The organism is Paenibacillus sp. FSL M7-0656 (genome assembly GCF_038003225.1).
Classification (GTDB): domain Bacteria; phylum Bacillota; class Bacilli; order Paenibacillales; family Paenibacillaceae; genus Paenibacillus; species Paenibacillus amylolyticus.
Genome location: NZ_JBBOOT010000001.1, coordinates 2936731 through 2957000 on the forward strand (window position 1 = coordinate 2936731; position 20270 = coordinate 2957000).

Annotated in this window: 17 protein-coding genes; 10 read left to right on the top strand and 7 right to left on the bottom strand. The window is 48.6% G+C overall.

Going from position 1 to position 20270, the window contains the following annotated elements:
* Positions 1–509 precede the first annotated feature (509 nt).
* Together MHI01_RS13035 and MHI01_RS13040 are read left to right on the top strand one after the other, a co-directional pair.
* Positions 510–1415 (top strand): futalosine hydrolase, encoded by a 906-nt coding sequence (locus MHI01_RS13035; protein WP_340983292.1) that lies wholly within the window; start codon positions 510–512, stop codon positions 1413–1415.
* Positions 1412–2254 carry a 1,4-dihydroxy-6-naphthoate synthase gene (locus MHI01_RS13040; RefSeq protein WP_017690309.1) on the top strand — a complete coding sequence of 281 codons (843 nt, stop codon included), beginning with the start codon at positions 1412–1414 and terminating at the stop codon, positions 2252–2254. Before MHI01_RS13035 ends, MHI01_RS13040 begins: the two co-directional genes overlap by 4 nt.
* 1218 nt (positions 2255–3472) lie before the next feature.
* Here the strand turns inward: MHI01_RS13040 and MHI01_RS13045 are convergent.
* Both MHI01_RS13045 and MHI01_RS13050 read right to left on the bottom strand, forming a co-directional pair.
* Positions 3473–4096: a pyroglutamyl-peptidase I gene (locus MHI01_RS13045; RefSeq protein ID WP_340984856.1), complete on the bottom strand. Its 624-nt coding sequence runs from the start codon at positions 4094–4096 to the stop codon at positions 3473–3475.
* A 20-nt stretch (positions 4097–4116) separates the two neighbouring features.
* Complete coding sequence (locus tag MHI01_RS13050) at positions 4117–5118, bottom strand: Gfo/Idh/MocA family protein (protein ID WP_076329440.1); 1002 nt, start codon at positions 5116–5118, stop codon at positions 4117–4119.
* 488 nt (positions 5119–5606) lie between these two features.
* Here MHI01_RS13050 and MHI01_RS13055 point away from each other — a divergent pair, with 488 nt between their 5' ends.
* The 4 genes from MHI01_RS13055 (at position 5607) to MHI01_RS13070 (ending at position 10537) form a co-directional block, all read left to right on the top strand.
* Positions 5607–7337, top strand: a complete 1731-nt coding sequence (locus MHI01_RS13055) for an AraC family transcriptional regulator (RefSeq protein WP_340983293.1) — start codon at positions 5607–5609, stop codon at positions 7335–7337.
* 99 nt (positions 7338–7436) lie between these two features.
* Positions 7437–8510: a FecCD family ABC transporter permease gene (locus MHI01_RS13060; protein WP_340983294.1), complete on the top strand. Its 1074-nt coding sequence runs from the start codon at positions 7437–7439 to the stop codon at positions 8508–8510.
* Between the two features lie 2 nt (positions 8511–8512).
* Complete coding sequence (locus MHI01_RS13065; RefSeq protein ID WP_340983295.1) at positions 8513–9529, top strand: FecCD family ABC transporter permease; 1017 nt, start codon at positions 8513–8515, stop codon at positions 9527–9529.
* A 60-nt stretch (positions 9530–9589) separates the two neighbouring features.
* Complete coding sequence (locus MHI01_RS13070) at positions 9590–10537, top strand: iron-hydroxamate ABC transporter substrate-binding protein (RefSeq protein ID WP_253506027.1); 948 nt, start codon at positions 9590–9592, stop codon at positions 10535–10537.
* A 173-nt stretch (positions 10538–10710) separates the two neighbouring features.
* Here the strand turns inward: MHI01_RS13070 and MHI01_RS13075 are convergent, their stop codons facing one another.
* From MHI01_RS13075 to MHI01_RS13090, 4 genes are all read right to left on the bottom strand, one after another.
* Positions 10711–11163: a macro domain-containing protein gene (locus tag MHI01_RS13075; protein WP_308601005.1), complete on the bottom strand. Its 453-nt coding sequence runs from the start codon at positions 11161–11163 to the stop codon at positions 10711–10713.
* A gap of 25 nt (positions 11164–11188) precedes the next feature.
* On the bottom strand, positions 11189–12067 hold the full coding sequence (locus MHI01_RS13080; protein WP_340984857.1) for a TIGR02452 family protein: 879 nt from the start codon (positions 12065–12067) through the stop codon (positions 11189–11191).
* A gap of 112 nt (positions 12068–12179) precedes the next feature.
* Complete coding sequence (locus tag MHI01_RS13085) at positions 12180–12665, bottom strand: NADAR family protein (protein WP_340983296.1); 486 nt, start codon at positions 12663–12665, stop codon at positions 12180–12182.
* A gap of 90 nt (positions 12666–12755) precedes the next feature.
* Complete coding sequence (locus tag MHI01_RS13090) at positions 12756–13694, bottom strand: NUDIX hydrolase (protein WP_340983297.1); 939 nt, start codon at positions 13692–13694, stop codon at positions 12756–12758.
* Between the two features lie 193 nt (positions 13695–13887).
* Here MHI01_RS13090 and MHI01_RS13095 point away from each other — a divergent pair, with 193 nt between their 5' ends.
* The 4 genes from MHI01_RS13095 (at position 13888) to MHI01_RS13110 (ending at position 18294) form a co-directional block, all read left to right on the top strand.
* Positions 13888–14322, top strand: coding sequence for a MarR family winged helix-turn-helix transcriptional regulator (locus tag MHI01_RS13095; protein WP_340983298.1), 435 nt, complete (start codon positions 13888–13890; stop codon positions 14320–14322).
* A gap of 83 nt (positions 14323–14405) precedes the next feature.
* A complete protein-coding gene (locus tag MHI01_RS13100; protein ID WP_340983299.1) occupies positions 14406–16190 on the top strand; it encodes an ABC transporter ATP-binding protein in 1785 nt (594 codons plus the stop codon).
* Positions 16174–18015: an ABC transporter ATP-binding protein gene (locus MHI01_RS13105; RefSeq protein ID WP_340984858.1), complete on the top strand. Its 1842-nt coding sequence runs from the start codon at positions 16174–16176 to the stop codon at positions 18013–18015. Before MHI01_RS13100 ends, MHI01_RS13105 begins: the two co-directional genes overlap by 17 nt.
* Before the next feature lie 75 nt (positions 18016–18090).
* Positions 18091–18294, top strand: a complete 204-nt coding sequence (locus MHI01_RS13110; RefSeq protein WP_180361788.1) for a hypothetical protein — start codon at positions 18091–18093, stop codon at positions 18292–18294.
* A 399-nt stretch (positions 18295–18693) separates the two neighbouring features.
* Here the strand turns inward: MHI01_RS13110 and MHI01_RS13115 are convergent, their stop codons facing one another.
* Positions 18694–20250 (bottom strand): ATP-binding protein, encoded by a 1557-nt coding sequence (locus MHI01_RS13115; protein ID WP_255319783.1) that lies wholly within the window; start codon positions 20248–20250, stop codon positions 18694–18696.
* Positions 20251–20270: the final 20 nt, after the last annotated feature.

Consider the following 20270-nt stretch of genomic DNA (forward strand, 5'->3'; position numbering starts at 1 on the left):
ACCGTTATTCATTTGGCTTGTTGGTCTAAAATCCTAAGGCTATATATGAGTCGCGTTGGATGGGTCGGGCAGACTCCAGCCTTTTCAATCGTTTATCTGTTCGTTTGGAGTGCCAACTCGTGCTGTCCGCACTGAGCATACATATTGCATATTTGTCTTTCAAAGGGTGGACAAGTACATGAGAAAGCACCTCGGAATTGATATTCTACATATAGATTATTTTTAATTTTATATCTGAAAACATCTATATGTAGTGTTTCATATTCATGGATGGATATAGTATCTTTTTAGAAAAAGTGTCCACTCTTTGAAAGACAAAATCAAGATAAATGTCCTTTTGTAGTGGACAAATATATGCCCGAATTCCATTTATATAAGCTGAACTATACATTTACACGAAAATATAGAAGTAAGTAGTAACCCTAAGAAGTGTAACTAGAAACTTGCTGTAAGAAAGATACTATGGAGGCATATGTTACACTTCTAATACCTCATAAGGAGAATCCGAGATGAATGAACATAGACAGGATAAAGATCAGAATAATAAAGCGAACGCCTCATTCGAGACTAGTGACCAACAGGGAGAATTAAGCGGGGCAACAACGACTTCAGATACTAGTCCGGTACAAGCAAATTCATCACAACGTGTGTTAATTGTAACCGCGGTTGATGCGGAGAAAGATGCGGTCCTCCGTGGTTTGGGAGACATGGCCGCGGAACGATTTGACGTCATCGCTGCGGGCGTTGGCCCAGCCTCGGCAGCTGCGGGAACAGCCGCTACATTGGCATATGCCGTAGTGGCTGCAAGCACTAGGGCGTTGGCGCAGGGTTCCACTGCGCCAAGCCCATCCGATGTGGCACAGGCATCTGCCACATCGGATGGGCCGGGGCCCCTTGCCGGGACCGGTAGATCACCAGCCTACATGCTGGTGATCAGTGCCGGCATCGGCGGCGGGTTCCCCGGCCGGGCAGACGTCGGCTCCCTCGTGGTAGCCGACGCCATGGTTGCTGCCGATCTGGGCTCGCAGACGCCAGACGGCTTCCTTAGTGTGGACGAGCTCGGATTCGGCTCGTCCATTGTGGCGGCGGACGCGGAGCTTGCCGCTCGCCTGCGCCATGAGCTGCAGCGGGCTGGGCTCGCTGTCAGCGGAGGCACTGCGGTCACCGTGTCCACGGCGACCGGAACAGCGGAGACGGCCGCGGAGCTATTGCGCCGCGTGCCCGATGCCGCCGCCGAAGGCATGGAAGGCTTCGGCGTGGCAACAGCTGCCCAGCAGTTCGGCGTGCCAGCACTCGAACTGCGGGCCATATCCAACGCGGTCGGTCCACGCGACCGCGACGCTTGGCGCATCAAGGACGCCCTCGATGCGCTCCGGGCCGCAAGTTCCATTTTACGGGAGGTTATTACATCATGAAAATTGCATTTTCCCCTTGTCCAAACGATACATTTATCTTTCACGCGTGGGTGCACGGGTTAATCCCGGGCGCACCTAAGCTGGATGTCCGTTATGCTGATATTGATATTACCAATGGTCTGGCAGCAAATCCGGATGGACCCGACACACCTGAAGTGATGAAAATATCTTATGCAGCACTGCCATACGTGTTATCTGACTATGCTCTGCTTCCTGCTGGAGGCGCACTTGGCAGAGGCTGTGGTCCTTTGGTTCTGACCGCAAATGGCACGACCGATCCAGCATATCTGTCTGGACGACGGGTTGCTGTGCCAAGTGAACGCTCGACAGCATATCTATTATTCCGTCTGTGGGCAGCGCAAAATGTTCCTGGCGGTGTAGGCGAGATTGTTGTCATGCCATTCGACCAGATCATGCCTGCTGTTCGTGACGGCAAGATCGATGCCGGACTTGTCATCCATGAAGCACGCTTCACGTACCAGAATTATGATCTCAAACTAATGACAGATCTCGGGAACTGGTGGGAAAGCGACACAGGCCTTCCGATCCCGCTTGGAGCGATCATCGCACGTCGCAACATGGATGCTCATGCCCTCGCCGGATGGGCACGCGCCTCCGTTGAATATGCATGGGCGCACCCGGATGAGTCGAGAGCATACGTTATGGAACATGCCCAAGAAATGGACCCTGACGTAGCTGCACAACATATCGGCCTGTACGTTAACGAGTTCAGCGCCAACCTGGGTGATGATGGTTACGGTGCAATCACTGCACTGCTTGGCCGCGCCATGAAAGAAGGACTCGTTCCCGAGTTCGACCTTGATCTGTTGCGAATCTAGCTTTGATTTAATTTGAGTTAGTTTCACTTCGCTCTATATCTAAAGAACACAGCACATCTTATTTAGCCGAATAACGTGGTATGAGAATTCTAAAGAATCTCAGACACCGTATTCGGCTAAATCTCGTTCATATCACCGACAAACTCGCATAATTTCGCACAACAACGATCCTACGATTCGTTAGAAATTGGTATGTGCAGATTTTCCTAGAATAGCGTGTGCTCAGTTCGTTAGAGTCCGTTCCAAGACGCTCTGAGGAGCAAGCTTTGTAGAAGCCTATTCGGGGATTCGAAATTTAAGTGGTTTGTAAAAGTAGACTTAGGGTGCTACAAATTCGCAGTTTTTTTCTCTTACGAACCCAGTTCACCTTATTTAGCCAAATATCATGCTACGAAAATTCTAACGAATCCCAGACACTCTATTCAGTTAGAAATCGGTCATATCACCAACAAACCCGCTTCATTCCACCCAATAACGATCCTACGATTCGTTAGAAATTGGTATGTGCAGATTTTCCTAGAATAGCGTGTGCTCGGTTCGTTTGAGTCCGTTCCAAGGTGTTCTGAGGAGTAAGCTTCGTAGAAGTCTATTCGGGGTGTTCGTGGATACAAACCACTTAGCTAGCCAGGGTGATGGTGGTGTCCTTGCGTCTTGTTTCTTAAGAGCTTAGTTACTTAGGGCTAGTAAAGGTCGTATTCAGGAGGGCACGAATCGGAGTCTGTCCTTTAACTGCCCCGTACCTGTTTTGCTGAATTCCTACCTTCCAACAACAGTTGTATAAGCCTTAATGGGTTTCGGGTTTCGGATTTGCGGTTTGCGGTTTGCGGTTTGCGGTTTTAGAGTCTATTTTTTACCTAGGCAAAAAACTTTCATCAAGATTCTTTGCTGCAAACTAGTGACCTCACTAACCATGTTGGACTACACTACCCATGACACACCAAATAGAAAGAGCTGTCCCCTAACGTCAGACTTATGACGATGGGACAGCTCTTTTTTTCACTTTATATTCAACTTCATATTTATACTCATATCTAACACTCTGCTCAACCCAAGATCGAAGCAGACAAAAACCATGCAACTACACGCTCTCCACGTCATCTTGAACCCTACTGTACTCCATCATCCACCCCACTGCTCTCCCTCTCACAACTGCGGTCTACGAATCTAACCCTCGCCTACGTTCTCCTGCAACCGCAGCCGAACGATCGCAACCATTCCCTACGAATCAGCCACAACCGTGTGAATCATGATCCGCAGCGCATCCAGCATCATTGGAATAGGAAGCGACGGAACGGAAGGCTGCAACACAGCCATCTCTGTGGAGGCAGGAAAGTGTACAAATCCTGCACGGATCGGAAGATGCCCTATACGAATGTGATCCAGTACCCGATACATCGTGTTGTTGCAGATATATGTACCTGCTGTATTGGACACGGTAGCGGGGATACCTGCTGCGGACATGTCATCCACCATCGCACGTATGGGCAACGTGGAGAACAAACCGTCCGGGCTGCCATCTACAATTGGCTCGTCCACAGGACGCTGCCCCTGGTTATCCGCGTAGGAGCCCGGCGGAATATCTTTGACATTAACGGCAATCCGCTCCGGTGTGATGGACGTTCTGCCCTTGGCCAGCCCACAGGCGATGACAACATCTGGCCGATAGGCTTCCATCTCTGCAATCAGCAGGTCTGCACATTCATCAAAGTGCACGGGCAACAGTACTGTTTTTAGCTCAGCACCCTCGATCACTTCGTTTGCAAGAGCATCCATTAATGCCCCCGTCGGATTCACCGCATCCCCGCCAAAAGGTTCAAACCCGGATATCAGAATCTTCACCATCACACGTCAGCTCCTGTCTGTTACTCCGATTTGTAACGTAATCCCCACTGACCCCGAATTGTGTCCATCAGCTTCATGATTTCCAGGGATTCGTCCAGTTTAATGGTGTTGCTCTCCGTCCGACCTTCGAGGATACAACGTCCCGCTTCTTCTGCCTCAAAAGCATAACCAATGCACGTTCGATCATCCGTGAACTTTTCGGGCTCGTCCTGACCATTCACATGCAGATAGGCTTCTTTACCCGCCAAGAATAAAGGAAGACGAATCTTGCCTTCCGTACCGTATATGACCGCTTCATTGCTAAGGTTCAGACGAATGGCAGCACTCAGTGATGCAGAACGTCCCTCGGAATAGGACAACAACACGGAAAATTGCTCGTCCACACCCGTCTCACCGATATTGGCCGTACTCCATACATGCTGGGGCTGTTCACCAAAGATCATCGATGCAAAGGAGATCGGGTACACCCCTGCATCCAGCAAAGCGCCCCCACCCAGATCCGGATTAAGCAATCTTCCTTCCGGCTCCCAGCCGACACGGAATCCAAAGTCTGCCTGTAGCAAACGTACTTCACCGATTCGTCCTTCTGCAATCCATGCTCTGGCTTGAGCGATCGGTGGCAAAAAGCGTGTCCACATCCCTTCCATCAGGAAAAGGTTACGCTCCCGTGCCGTCTCCACCAGTTGCTCCAACTGACGTGCATTCATCGTAAATGGCTTTTCACAGAGCACCGCTTTACCTGCCTCCAGACAAGCCACTACATTCTCCTTATGCACAGGGTGAGGTGTTGCCACATAGATAATATCTACCTCAGGATCTTGCAGCATCTCTTCATAAGAACCGTAAGCGCGTGCAAAACCATATTCAGCTGCAAACTTCTCCGCACTTCCCGCTGTCCGTGAACCTACCGCTGCTTTCACAGCGTTTCCCGCATGCTCCAGATCCCTTGCAAACTGGGATGCAATCCATCCCGTGCCCATAATGCCCCAGCGTACTTTGTCCCGTCCCACTACTTCTGTCATATTAAAGCCTCCCTACTGCAATTTGAGTTGAAAAGGTTCATGATTCAGATCAGGCCAACATGTTATCCCCTTTATTTTACCAAAAAGAAACGCTTACGTCAGAAAACGATTTCGATGATGTGCTTTCAATAGACTTCAAGCTCATCAGGGCCTCGAACATATCTGTGTACATTTCAATTCTCCAGTAGATTTGCTAAGATTATCAGCAGACTAGGGCCAAGAAGTCTTGTCCCTAAACAAACTTGTAACTAGCGACAATCTGGTTAAACTATCGATTACATCTGATAACGGGATCATACCCGTGTGCTATTCATAAAACTTCTGACTATACTGCAAACGTGCTTTTGACAAGACAGCCAGTAATCATAACATCATGCGAAACGCATCAATAGTCGTTCAAGAAAGACCTTCAGGTCCGAGAAAATATGTTACGTTCCAGATTCAATTATTACCTAAACTGTTCATAAGAGAGGAGGTCGCATAGCACCATGACTACCATCCCCGGTACCGCCCACAGCGGCATGAATCCACACACGTTGGACCAGCAGACAAGTCCCAATGCAGAAAAGGAATCCTCAACCCGAGCAGACCTGGATGCATTCCTGAATGATACCCTGATCGAACTTCGTCAGACAGAACATATTATAACCCGTGAGAAATGGCGCTGGTCCACAACTGAGTTAGCTCATCATACCTTCATATACATGCACAAATTCACAGGCCAACTGATCATGAATGGAATCCAATCTCACGTGGTTCGCAAATCAGCTTGTCTGTCCCTACCAGGAACTGCAATTGAACTGATTAGTGATGAAGACCATGATATTGAACTATATATCATTCACTTTGATCTGTATCGGGCTACGGAGAAAACAAAAGCCAGACGAATCTACGAACGTGAACTCAGTTCACCTGTTACAGGTTGGATTCAGGGCCCATTTTACGGTATACAGCGCATTGCCGCACAGCTTACACAATTAAGCAATGAAGGTTTGGAAAGGGGCTTGAAAGCACAGCTCTTCCTGACGGAACTGTTACATATGCTCTGGCCTCAAGAAGACCAGACTGACGTGGGGGCTGGGCAGGATGAACCCGAACAGTGGCTCAGGTCCACCCTGCAATACATGCGCGAAAACTATATGCACGAGATCAAGCTGGAGAAGCTGGCTGAACTGGCTGACATGCACCCGTCCTATTACTCGCAGCTATTCAAGAGCCGCATGCAGAAAAATCCGATTGAGTACATCACTCATCTGCGTATGAACCGGGCCAAGGAATTGCTGCTTACTTCAGATCTGCGTATCCGTGATGTGGCTCGTGAAGTGGGTTACCGTGACGAATTTTATTTCAGCCGACGTTTCCGAAACCATGCCGGTTATGCGCCAACTTCCTATTCGAAGCAGGTCCACCGAAATATCGTGTCGCTCTCCTATCCATACACGGACCACCTGATGACACTTGGCATCACGCCATGCGCAGCTCAGATCCAAGGCCATCTTCCTCATATGCCCAAATCGCTGACGCTGCCCTTCCACGCCTATGAACCTTGGGAACAGGGACGTCAGGCTTTCCTGGATGTGAATCCTGAATTGATTCTGACCAAGGACAATGCAGCTGCCAAAGCGATGGAGCATATTGGCGATGTCGCGCCCATCATCACGATTCCCTGGAACCAGACAGACGTCTTCGGTCATCTGCATCAGATTGCATCCATTGTGGATCGTACCCAAGCAGCGACAGATTGGCTGGATCGACATGAACGCAAGGCAGAGCGTGCACGCAAAAAAATCAAGGAATTCGTCGGGGACATCACCGTTGCCGTTGGCACGTTAACACCTAAAGGTCCACGGATGTACAGCCATCGGAACTTTGGACATGTCTTTTATCGAACCTTGCAATTGGCCGCTCCTCAGCGCATTCAGACCGAACTGGCTGGCAAATCTCCCGGCGTTGGATTCAACTGGCTGCCCTTCACACCAGGAGAATGGGACGGACTTGAGGCAGATGTGCTGGTACTGGCGATTAATTCTATGCATGAAAAGGCAACACTGTTGAAAGAGATGGCTTCGAATCCACTGTGGAACAGCCATCCTGCGGTAAAAAACGGACGTGTACATCTCATCGACTGGAACTCATGGGTCGTATATGCTCCATATTCCATCAACATCCAGCTCGATGAAGCGCTCTCTATGTTGACGAATAAACCTTCACTTTTGTAATCTAAAAAATGTCCATCTCCAGAATCTTAATTTATGCCATGTACGGGCCTGAATTAAGATTCTATAATGATCACTAATTGATAATGATAATCAATAACAATGAAATACGTTGTTGGTACCAAAGGAGTGACCCGTATTCAACATCCGGGACTGCCACATCGTCCGTCTAATTCAAGAAAATCTGCAGTGACCGTTGGTCTGACGTTTTTGTCTGCCATAGCCATACTGCTGCTAAGTATGTTTGTCGCAATCTCTTTAGGTGCCAAAGGGTTAACGCTGGAAACCGTATGGGCTGCCATATTTCAGTACAACCCAGCTTTGACACCACATCAGATTATTCATGAGCTGCGGCTGCCTCGTGTCCTTGCCGCAGTTATTATCGGCGCTGCCTTTGCCGTTGCAGGAGCTTTAATGCAAGGCATTACGCGTAATCCGCTGGCAGACACGGGCATTCTGGGCATTAATGCTGGAGCCACTTTTGTCGTAGCACTGAGCTTTGCCTTTTGGCCCGGACTGCCATACGGCTGGATTATGTTTTTATCCTTCCTCGGGGCTGTTCTGGGCACACTGCTTATCTTCCTGCTTGGAATGGCAGCACCTGGTGGTCTGAATTCCATCAGACTGACCGTTGCCGGAGCGGTTATTGCAGCCATGTTAACCTCGCTCAGCACAGGCGTTGCCATTTATTTTGACCTGAGTCAGGATCTGGCCTTCTGGTATGCGGGAGGTTTTGGCGGAATTGAATGGCGGCATCTGAAGTTAATTCTTCCCGTACTGCTCGTGACACTAGTACTGATCATGCCACTCGCCCGGCGTGTATCCCTTATGTCACTCGGTGAAGAAGTAGCGATTAATCTCGGGATTAACTTGCGCTGGACGAGGTTTCTCGCCCTCGCAGCGGTTGTTGTGCTGGCTGGTGTGTCCGTGTCGGCAGTAGGCTCGATTGGATTTGTCGGACTTGTCATCCCTCATATCTCACGCAAACTGGTGGGTGTGGATTATCGACTCATCATTCCGATGTCTTCTCTGCTTGGAGCGATATTACTGGTGCTCGCTGATCTGGGCTCACGCATCGTGAACCCGCCCGAGGAGCTCGCGGTAGGCATTATGGTCGCTTTTGTCGGTGTACCGTTCTTCCTCTATCTGGCCCGTAAAGAAAGGAGGGCCTTGTAGCGATGAATTTTAATACACCTTCACGAGGTAAACGTTCGATAGTTGTCAGTATCACGCTGCTCTGCATCGCGATTGCCGTTATTGTGATCAGCCTGAACACGGGAACCATTCGTCTCTCCCCAGCGGCTGTGTTACAGACTTTGTTTGGTAATGGCAGTTCGGATGATCAGATTGTACTGTTTGATTACCGACTGCCTCGCATCCTGGTAACTGTACTGGCTGGAGCGGGACTTGGTATTGCCGGAGCAGCCTTGCAAGGGATCACCCGCAATCCATTGGCGGACCCGGGGATTCTGGGATTACATGCAGGGGCGGCATTTGGACTAATGGTGTTTGTTAGTCTTTCCTTTACGATGGATCGTTCTGTTGCCTTGCTGATCCCGTTGTTTGCTTTTGCAGGCAGTGTGGCCGCCGCCCTAATCATCATGCTGTTATCCTATGATCGGCACAACGGCGTATCGCCCATTAAGCTGATTCTGGTGGGAATCGCGGTAGCGGCCGGTTTCCATGCCTTGACACTCTACCTATCCCTGCGTCTGGATGAAGACACCTATTCCTTTGCCGCTCGCTGGTTGGCAGGAAGCGTCTGGGGCCGGGATTGGATTCATGTGCAAGCGTTGCTTCCTTGGGTGGTGTTATGTATCTCGTACATCTGGAGTCGATCCAAAACGCTCGATGCCTTCAATCTTGGAGATGCTGCCGCAACCAGTATCGGAACGCCTGTCCGATCCCAGCGTATTATTTTGCTGCTCTGTGCCGTGGCTTTGTCTGCCGTTAGTGTATCAATGGCTGGTGGAATCGGCTTTATCGGTCTGGCGGCACCACATCTGGCGCGTAGGCTTGTCGGTCCGATGCATCGGCATCTGATTCCAGCCGCCGGGCTTATCGGTATGGTTATTCTGGTGAGCGCCGATACAATCGGGCGAACGATCTTTCAGCCTAATGCCATTCCGGCAGGCGTGGTGGTTGCCGCGATTGGTGCACCTTACTTTTTGTACCTGTTAGTACGAAGCAAGTGATCTTTTTTTCAAAAAACAATTAAGACATCCAAGAGATGTTCAAGGAGAATGTGATTACCCATGTTAAAGAAAAATCTTATGCTTGTCATGAGTATCTGTCTGGTGCTTGTGCTTGCAGCCTGTGGAACGACCAATAATTCATCATCTGCTTCTGGTGGTTCGTCCACGGATACTTCAACCAAGAATCAAGACAACAGTGCAAGTTCGGGAGAGCAACGTATTGCCTCCATGTCGATCCATCTGACCAATGATCTGCTGTCTCTCGGCATTACTCCGGTTGGTTCCGTTATCGGTGGCGAAGCCAAAGGTTTCCTGTCCCATGTTGCTGATCAACTTCAAAATACAACGCCACTTGGTCCGGTTAAAGACCCGGATATGGAAGCTTTGCTTGCCCTGAAACCCGATGTGATCTATCTGGACGAAGAATTCTCCGGTGGTGATATTGCCAAATTCGAAAAAATTGCTCCGGTGCATGTCTTCAATCTGGATGACGGTACATGGCGCGACCATCTGAAAGACATTGGCAAACTTGTGAATCGCGAGAAGGAAGCCGAGCAATACATTCAGGACTACGCAACCGAAACGGAAGAAGTGAAATCTCTGATTCATGATACGATTGGTGATGGGACTGTGATGGCGATTCGTGTTACTGCCAAAGAATTGCGTGTATTCAGTACACGCCGTCCCATGGGTCCCATTTTGTATGAGGATCTCGGTCTGACTCCTGCCAAAGGGATCACTGATATCGATTCAACTAAACCGTATCAAGTCGTCTCCCGTGAAATATTGCCGGACTATGATGCAGATGCGATCTTTGTAGTTGTGAATTCGGATGATGAAGCCCAGACCATGTTCAAGGAACTGCAAAACAATCCGATCTGGCAAGGCCTGAAAGCAGTCAAAGCCGGCCATGTCTACCCGATTGGTGCACAGCCTTGGCTGGATTACTCATCGATCGGTAATAAAATGGCCATGGATGAAGCCAAAGAAATGTTCTCCAAAAAATAAAGTGTCCGTTACATCTGATACCCATCATCTATAAAAAAACAAAAAAAAACCTCACTTTGAAATCGGAACAGCGTTTGTATGAATCATACGGACGCTCTATTCCCTTCAAAGCTGAGGTTTTTTGCTTTGGATCTGCCAGCAAGCTGTAGTCCATCCTCTTCTACCATGTGTGCTCACAGTGTACAGACAATGATCTCAACATCCGTATTGGCAAAAGTTTCCTGGATAATCGGACTGACCTTCTCCCATTTCAGCCTGTCCAACCCGCATCCTATTCGGGGCATAGCCAGTTTCGTAATGCCATCCATCACACATACGTCTCGCATGGATTCTACCGCATTAGTCAACGATTGATACGTCGGCTTATTGGAGAACTTTACCTTGGTGACCAGATTCATCGTCCGTCCTACCGGATAACATCGTCCAATCTCAAGCGGCTCCTGTTTGGCCTGCTCTTGAAGATTTTCCAAACCAAATCGCTCCCGGAACTGTACCGCAATGCCCTTCCCCATCCTTGCATCGGCTGATATGCAGTGCGCAAGCGTGTACTCATCCCCCAGTTCAAATAAATCCTGTTCTCTCTCATGAAACTGCATGGCATTCATCTCCTTTTCACGCGCTCTCATTCAATCTATATCCCATATTTTTTTATTAGGCCTCTGCCAAAAAACGTTGAAATGCCTTTAATGTTCGCTGACCTGAGGATCGATCATATACAGCAAATACAATTCGTTCAAAGGAGTCCTTAAATCCCTCTCCCACTAACACATCGTGAAAATACTTCGCCACCACTGCCGGTTCATTACGAAATACTCCACAACCATATGCACCGAGAACAATCGTCCGATGACCATTCGTAGCAGCCACGTCCAGAATATAACGGATGCGTTCCTTCATCACGGACTCAATCTGTAGATCATCAGCTTCTCCACGCTCTTTCACCACACCCGCATTCACCGCTGGCGCAGTAATGAATGATGATACATAATATTGGTCCAGCAGTCGGTCTTCATCATCACGGATCACCGGAACATCCGGAGAATAGATCATATAATTCGAATAGAGACCTGATCGCTGTTTGCGATTGTACTCGTACATTTCATCCATTTGGGCGATGCACGGGTATAGTCCTGTCGCCCGGGCCAGACTCTCTTCCTGTGCCTGACTTCCACCAAGGAAACCGCCGCCAGGATTTTTCGCCGATGCAAAGTTCAGACAGACCACATCTTCTCTTCCTTCAGCTACCGTCAAACGTGAAGCCGCTCCAAGTGTAGTCTCTCCAGTAACCTCAATGCGCACTGACACAGATGCAGCTTCAGCTTCAGTTGATGAGGCTACCGAATGAGTTTCTGCGTGAGCTTCTGTACGGAACTTCCCCCTGAGTGTGGAAAGCTCCGAAGGACGATATAATACCGAATTTCGAATGGCTTGCTGCACATCGATACCTATCTCAACCTTGCGATCATACCCATTTACGTATTGCCCTTCATCCAAAATAGCCAGCGTCTGCTGTGCGATACTGGCCCGCATGGTACGTGGATTGGAGCCGGTAATACCCGTTGATCTATCAAGTGTACTGTTGTTGTTGTAACGTCCACTGCTGTTCTTGTTATTACTGCTATTGTTCTTATACTGTTGCTTATCACTCATCTGAATCACTTCCTATATCTTCTCTTAGACGGGTGAGAATCTCACCCAGCCAGTTGGTTCCCCGCCATGTTCTTCGATTACGAATACGTGGGTCTTCCTCTGCCAGTCCCACACCCCAGATACGATCATCAGGACTTGCTTCCACAAGGGTCGTTCCACGGGTGGCACGTAGCGCGGTTAGCAGTTCTTCGTTTTGTGTAAATTTGCCCCAATTGCCTTCGTAGACAATGCGCTGGCATTCCGTTTCCCATAAAGTCTGGTCGAAACTTGCGACCTGTCTGCCCAGCTTTTTTTGCACCGAAGCAGAGCTTGCCTTCAGAATCTTGTCTGCGATGGTCTGATCGCCAAACAGCAGCGCTTTCTGGTGCATCATGTATTGCTCCGCACTCGTATAGTGAACCCCGTTCATGGTAAAATCCGCCGGGTGCCACTGTGAGAACGGAGATGCAGTCCGCCAAAAAAACGTAAACTTTTCCATCCCTATCCCCTCTTTACTTGTTCCTCATGGTTGCAGCAATCCCGCCCATGGCTTGAATCACTTCTCCTATTTCATTGATGCTTCCCCTTTTCAGGGTGTCTGCCTCTCTGGGTCCAATCTGTATAAACGTGATGGTCGATGACCGGCACTGCTCGCATACTCTCCCGTCTCAATAACCCAATCGGCGATTTTACGCCGGAAAGCGGCAGCCAGCAGTTTTTTGCCACTGATGATCTCATGTACTTTCTGAAGTGCAGTCAGCGTAAACGTCTCCGGCATCAGATTAAATGCAATATCCGTGTACTCGATCTTGGATCGCAGACGTTCAAGTGCATAATGAATGATTTTGGCATGATCAAATGCAACCCCCTGAACCTCCCCCAACGTCAAACGATGGCTTCGTACTTTTCCTTCTATCGTTTCTTTCGTTTCAACAATTGCCGATAACTCTTCTGTTCCATTGGTCAAAATCAACTGCAATCTGCGTTCTGTCACACGTCCACGCTCATGGATATGGCGCTTCTCTTCCAGAAGCCGCTGCTCCACCCGAAACCAATTGGCCTCACTGGCATCATCGCCAGCCTGAAGCTCCAGCTCGCTGCTATCGACCAGCGCCATATAGGAACAGCTGATGACCCGTGTGCGCGGATCTCGCTCCACATCTCCCCAGGTGTACAGTTGCTCCAGATAAATATCATCCAGCCCTGTCTCCGTCAACAATTCCCGCCGAGCAGCATATTCCAATGATTCCTGCATGGAGACAAATCCGCCCGGTAACGCCCATTGGCCCAGATAGGGATGACCACCCCGCCGGATTAGTAGTAACTGGAGTTCGGGTTCAGCGAGCTTGCGATAATTCTCCTGAGCTTCACTGCGAATCGTAAAGACCAACATGTCCACGGTGACGGAAGGACGTTCGTAATCACCAGCATTATACGTTTCCAGAAACTGTTGTTCACTGATATGTACCTGATCCTGATGCTCCCGGTAATCGGGGGCTTTTCCTCCAAAGGAACCTTCGTAAGTCATAATATACAAACTCCATTCTGTTATTAACATTATGTTATTAACAATTAGATAATATCAATTTATCACATCATTTTATGTCAGGTCAATATTCCCAGTCCTAAATAAATGATCTGTATTCACTTGACGATATGTCAAATCAAACTTAAGATTTAGTTAGTCGACTAACTAAAAGGATATGAACGGAGCGGATGATATGAACCCAGTCCAAAATGATCGGTTAATGGGACAGCTATCCGAACTCGTGAAACTGAAACGCTACAAGGTTCATGAGAAACTTGTGAACCACCCCGAGTTATACCCGGGGCAGCCCCCTTTGCTGTTCCAGCTTGAACGGGAAGATGGCCAATCCCAGAAAAACCTGGCCGAACAACTTAAGCGCAGTCCCGCAACGGTAACCGTGATGCTCAAGCGCATGGAATCATCCGGTTATGTGAGACGTGAAGCAGACCCGAAAGATATGCGCAGTTTGCGGGTATACCTGACGGATCAAGGGCGCTCTGCGCTACAAGAATTGAGAGAAGTGATTCAGGAGTTGGAACAGCAAGCCCAGAAAGATTTTACACCGGAAGAATCCGAGATCATGTCTGCACTTGCACAGCGCATGCTTCAAAACCTGCGTGAAGCTTGAGGTAATACAGATTCGCGATTGAAGCAGCTAAAGGTATTATGAAATTGATTCACTTATGCTATGAAGATTGAGGTGATTCCCTATTGTGGACGTTAAAACGATTCTTGACCCCGTATAAGTCGGCGGCAATCGTCGCCCCGCTGCTCATGGTACTTGAGGTTACCATGGACCTGCTCCAGCCCAAGCTGATGTCCAGCATCGTGGATGATGGTGTACTTGCAGGGAATCTGCCCCATATCATAACTACAGGTCTGATCATGCTACTTGTTGCGTTAATCGGCTGGGTTGGCGGCGCAGGCTGTACACTCTATTCAAGTAAAGCTGCCGTTGGATACGGCACAGATCTGCGACAAGAACTGTTTGACCATATTCAAACCTTCTCCTTCCGCAATCTGGATACGTTTCAGGAAGGATCTCTGATCACTCGTCTGACCAGTGACATTACCCAGATGCAGACCTTTGTACAGATGCTGCTACGGATGTTTATCCGTTCACCAATGCTAATCATCGGTAGTATCATCATGGCGTTTACGATCAGTGTAAAGCTGGCTTTAATTCTTATTGCAACTGTACCGGTGCTGTTTATTATTTTATTTATTCTGATAAAAGCTTCCTATCCGCTGTTCGCCAGTGTGCAGAGCAAGCTTGATCAGGTCAACGCTGTGCTTCAGGAGAATCTTGCCGGCATTCGTGTCGTCAAGGCGTTTGCACGTGCGCGTCTGGAGAAAAAGCGGTTCAAACAATCCAATGAAGATTACACCTCAACTGCCGTCAAAGCCTGGCGTATTGTCACACTGAATGCACCCGTACTCAGCCTGATGCTGAACGCTACCATTGTAGCGGTGCTGTGGTTTGGAGGTTTCCAGGTAGTGGGAGGCGATATTGCTGCCGGGGATCTGATTGCTTTTATCAACTATGTCACGGTTGTACTCTCGTCCCTCACGTCGATCGGCATGATGATGATGAGTTTCTCCCGCGCCAAGGTATCAGCTGCACGGATCAACGAGGTGTTACATACACAGCCGGATATTCAATCGGGAACCGATAACTCCGGGAATGTACAGTCATCCCCGTCTACTCGTGATCAGTCCCGAAACCAAACGTCTTCTCTTCCCTCCTACACAGGCGGTCAAGTGGAGTTCAGAGACGTATCTTTCCGTTATGACGGAGACCATGCACTCACTGACATTAACCTGAAGGCTCGCTCGGGTGAGAAAGTGGCCCTGATCGGTTCAACAGGTTCAGGCAAAACCTCGCTGGTGCAGCTGATTCCCCGTCTATACGATGCTTCGCAGGGTGAAGTGCTCGTGAATGGTGTGAACGTTCGCCACTGGGATCTTCAGGATCTTCGCAGCCGTGTGTCCATTGTGCTACAGGAATCCATCCTGTTCAGCGGCAGCATCCGGGATAACATTTGCTTCGGCCGGCCCAATGCAACAGATGCTGAATTGCGTGCTGCGGCGCAAGCTGCGGCAGCGGATGATTTTATTATGAAACTGAAAGATGGGTATGACACGGAGCTGGGTCAGCGCGGGGTCAATCTGTCCGGTGGACAGAAACAGCGTATATCCATTGCACGCGCCCTGCTCATGCGACCGGAAGTACTGATTCTGGATGATAGCACCAGTGCTGTGGATCTGCGTACGGAAGGGAGTATTCAGAAGGCTTTGCAGTCCTTGATGAAAGACAGCACCACCTTTTTGATTGCACAACGGATCTCCTCCGTGAAGGATGCAGACTGTATATATGTCATTGATGAAGGACAGATCGTTGCCAGGGGCACACATGATGACCTTATGGCTCATTCATCACACTATCAAGCGATCTATTATTCGCAGCAACGGAAGGAGGATGTTCAATTTGGCTAAACCTGCCTCTTCCTCCATTCAACAAACCGTCGTGCCTCCGATCGGAAGACCCGGACCAGCAGGCAGAGGACCTGTTCCCAAAGTCAGAGCCAAAAATGCTCGCCACGCCCTGATTCGGGTATGGTCGTACATGGGGCGTCATCGCAAAGGAGTTATTGCTGCATTAGTGCTGACAGCTCTTGGAACACTGCTCAATCTGGCAGGACCTTATCTTCTCGGCCGTGCCGTTAACGAACATATCGTGCCCAAAGTAACAGCGGGTTTACTGAAGGAATGTCTTCTTTTGCTGAGTGTGTATGTCTTTGGCTCACTCCTGATGTGGGCTCAATCCTATGTCATGATTGGTGTGTCCCAACTGACCGTTAAGGATCTGCGACATGCGTTGTTCTCCCGACTGCAAGAGCTGCCTGTCAGCTTTTTTGATAAAAATCAAAGCGGGGATCTGATGAGCCGGGCCACCAATGATATCGATAACGTATCTACAACGCTGAATCAAAGCGTAACCCAATTGATGTCCAGTGCCATCCTGCTCGTTGGTTCTTTGTCGATCATGTTTGCACTCGATGTTCGGCTTACCCTGCTCAGTCTGATAACGGTACCGTTGATTACCATCGCCACTCGCCTGATCGCGTCAAGAACACGCAAACACTTCACCGCCCAGCAGAAATTGCTTGGTGAGCTTAACGGGTATGCTCAAGAAACCATTGCTGGACAAAAAGTCGTAGCGGCTTATAACCGTCAGGATCAGGCACATCAACATTTTGAGAATTTGAACGAGAAACTGCGCACATCCAGCACACAGGCCCAGACCGTTTCGGGTTTGGTTGGACCTACGATGAACGTGATGAACAATATCGGGTTTGCCATACTAGCTTCTGTAGGTGGATGGATGGCTTATCATGAAATGACGTCCATCGGACTGATCGTCAGCTTTCTCGCTTACTCCCGCCAGATTGAGCGGCCGCTCAACGATCTGGCCAATCAGTACAATCTGATTCAGGCTGCAATCGCAGGTGCTGAACGAGTGTTCCACATCATGGATACACCTAGCGAATACGTAGAGGAACAGAAGAAACAACTGGATCAGATTCAAGGTAAAGTGGTATTTGAAGACGTCTCCTTCGGGTACAGTGCGGAGCGAGACATTCTTAAGAAAGTTAGTTTTACTGCAAAACCTGGTGAGATGATTGCACTTGTTGGACCCACCGGCGCAGGCAAAACGACCATTATCAACCTGTTGCCCCGTTTCTACGAGATTACAGGCGGACGGATTACCATTGATGGATGTGACATCTCGGAACTGGAGAAGGATCAACTCCGTCGACAACTCGGCATTGTACTTCAGGATGCCTACCTGTTCTCGGGTACCATTCGCGACAATCTCGCCTACGGCAAGCCGGACGCAACCGATGAACAGATCAGGCAAGCGGCTGAGCTGGCGAATGCACATTCGTTCATCCGAAAACTGTCACAAGGTTACGACACCCCCATCATTTCCGGGGGAAGCAACCTGAGTCAGGGACAACGACAACTGCTGACCATTGCCCGGGCAATTCTGGCTGATCCGGCCATTCTTATTCTGGATGAAGCAACGAGTAGCATTGATACGCGCACGGAGATGCACATTCAGGAAGCGATGCGCACTTTAATGAAAGACCGCACCAGCTTTGTCATCGCCCACAGGCTGAGCACGATTCGTGAAGCCGATCAGATTCTCGTCATTGATGATGGGCAGATCGCTGAACGGGGCAACCATGATGAGTTGATGAAGCAACAAGGATTCTACTATCAGTTACATCAGGGACAGCTCAATAAGTCGAACTAAAGCGACTCTGCAAAGTTAATCCATGCCGAAGTGGACCTTAGCGCGTACGGAGCAAGCGAATGTGCTGTATCCTGAATGTGGGAGAACATGTCCTTCGCGTGCGAACAAGCGATCAATATGCCACAAAAGTGGATTTTCTCTATTCCAAATGAAAAGCTCCACTCCGTGCCGGGCGGGCTTGAGGACATCGTCCAGCTCGCGGTTGGAACAGAGCAAGAGCGTAAACTAACGAATCTGAGGCGCCTTATTCAAGCTTTTGAAGCTCCCTCAGAAATCTAAAGAACCTGAGACACGTTATATCCAAATAAACAGCCATTTTCAACGTTTTTTCATGGGATGTTGGGAAATAACGTGTCTGAAGTTTCTTACAAATTAAAGTAAGGACTTGAAGGCCAAATAAGACGTCCTATGTTCCTTAGAAAATCGACTACCCAATCGCCAGGATCAACCGGCTTGAACTTCAGACTTTTATACGCTGACCTCCATCATCATATCGCTTACTTGAATTTGCAGACACACTCTTATATATCTAAAATGATCGGAACCGATGTGGTCTCCACACATTAACTTTATTAATCGAAATATTAAACGCCGCACGGGGTTCTTCTGGACCCATGCGGCGTTTTTATGTTTTTGTCTAATGACTACTTAATTGCTATCTCTGGTAAGTTATATGATTCACGTCTCCATTGGCAGATGAAGCGTGAAGGTGGAACCAACCCCCATTTCGCTATGGACGGTAATTTTACCATTGTGATCCTGAACGATTTTCTGGCAGAGCGCAAGTCCAAGTCCCGTACCTTCTTCTTTGGTTGTATAAAATGGATTAAAGATGGTGGATAGCGAATTTTCCGGAATGCCGCTTCCTGTATCTGTAATTGAAATGAGCACTGCGTCTCCGTCCTGCAACAAATCCATATGGACCTCACCAGGGTCTGTCATTGCTTCAAAAGCGTTACGAATCAGATTGATCAATACCTGCACAATTTTATCACGATCCATGATAATTACAACTGGCTCATTAGTCATTTCAAGCGTAATTTGATGCCCCCGGGATGCCGCATCTGACTCGGTCAAAGACATCACTCGTTCAAGGCACTGACCCAGATGTTCAGGCTTCATGTGATTGGCATGTGGTTTGGAAAACTGTAAAAATTCAGCCGTCAGATCGGTTACTCTTGTCACCTCACCCATAATCACTTCATACCATGGCGCGATATTAAAGGCTTGTCCACGGGACAGCTGCAGGAATCCCCGAATTGCGGTAAGCGGGTTCCGAATTTCGTGAGCCATACCCGCGGCCAGTTCACCTACAGCCCTTAGTCTCTCGGAACGAAATACTTCTTCTTCATTTTTCAGCCATTTGCTGCGCTGTTGTTGAAGCAGCCTATCCTCGGCTACCGTCATAAAGTGCTGCAACGAATCCGACATTTCCGGGTACAGGGAGATGCTGTAGCTTACCTGGAGTCCTTGAAGCTGCACGGATAGTAGTGACGACATTCGTTCTTCCACATCCTGTATCTCTGGCAAAACGACCGCAAATCGGTCTCCTGCATACCGGGATATGCCATAGGCCTCGGTGAAATGATTGCTGATCATCTGGCCTGTACCTGTGATTACCGTACACCAAGGATCTTCTGACTCTTTTTTAAAGCCGCTAAAGTTATTGACGTTCAAAAGGACAAGCAAAAAAGACCGTTGCTCTTCTACTGTCTTATGTAACACCTCCATGTAACCTTCGTAATTCAACAGTCCGGTAAGCGGATCATGCAGGGTCAGGAACCGATTTTTTTCCCGAAGCCTGCGCTTCTCGACCTCACTGTTGATTAAGGTATGATACAAAAAAATGATAACAACCGAGGTTAACAGGTCAAATAACGAAACCAGCAAAGCATATGTATCTACAGGCACATACGAAAGCCGAATCAACGTATATTGCAGCATAAGCAGCAACGAAATCGGCAAGGTCTGCGTCAACCTTGGTTTGTCCTGGATCATTGAAATAATGAGCATATAATACAGCATGTTGCACCAGTTCAGTTCACTGAAATAGTGGAATATCCCTAGAAAAATCCACTGAAATTTTCGCAGCACAGGATATCGTCTCTCCCCATAAATACTTGCTACCAATAATGTCGCCGAAAGTGACATTATTGCCATATTAGGGGTAAGCCTGAGAACATAAGAGGACAGAATGACAAGCAGACAACCTAGCGGGAATATCACCATTTTCATCGTGTAACTAAGCAAACAGC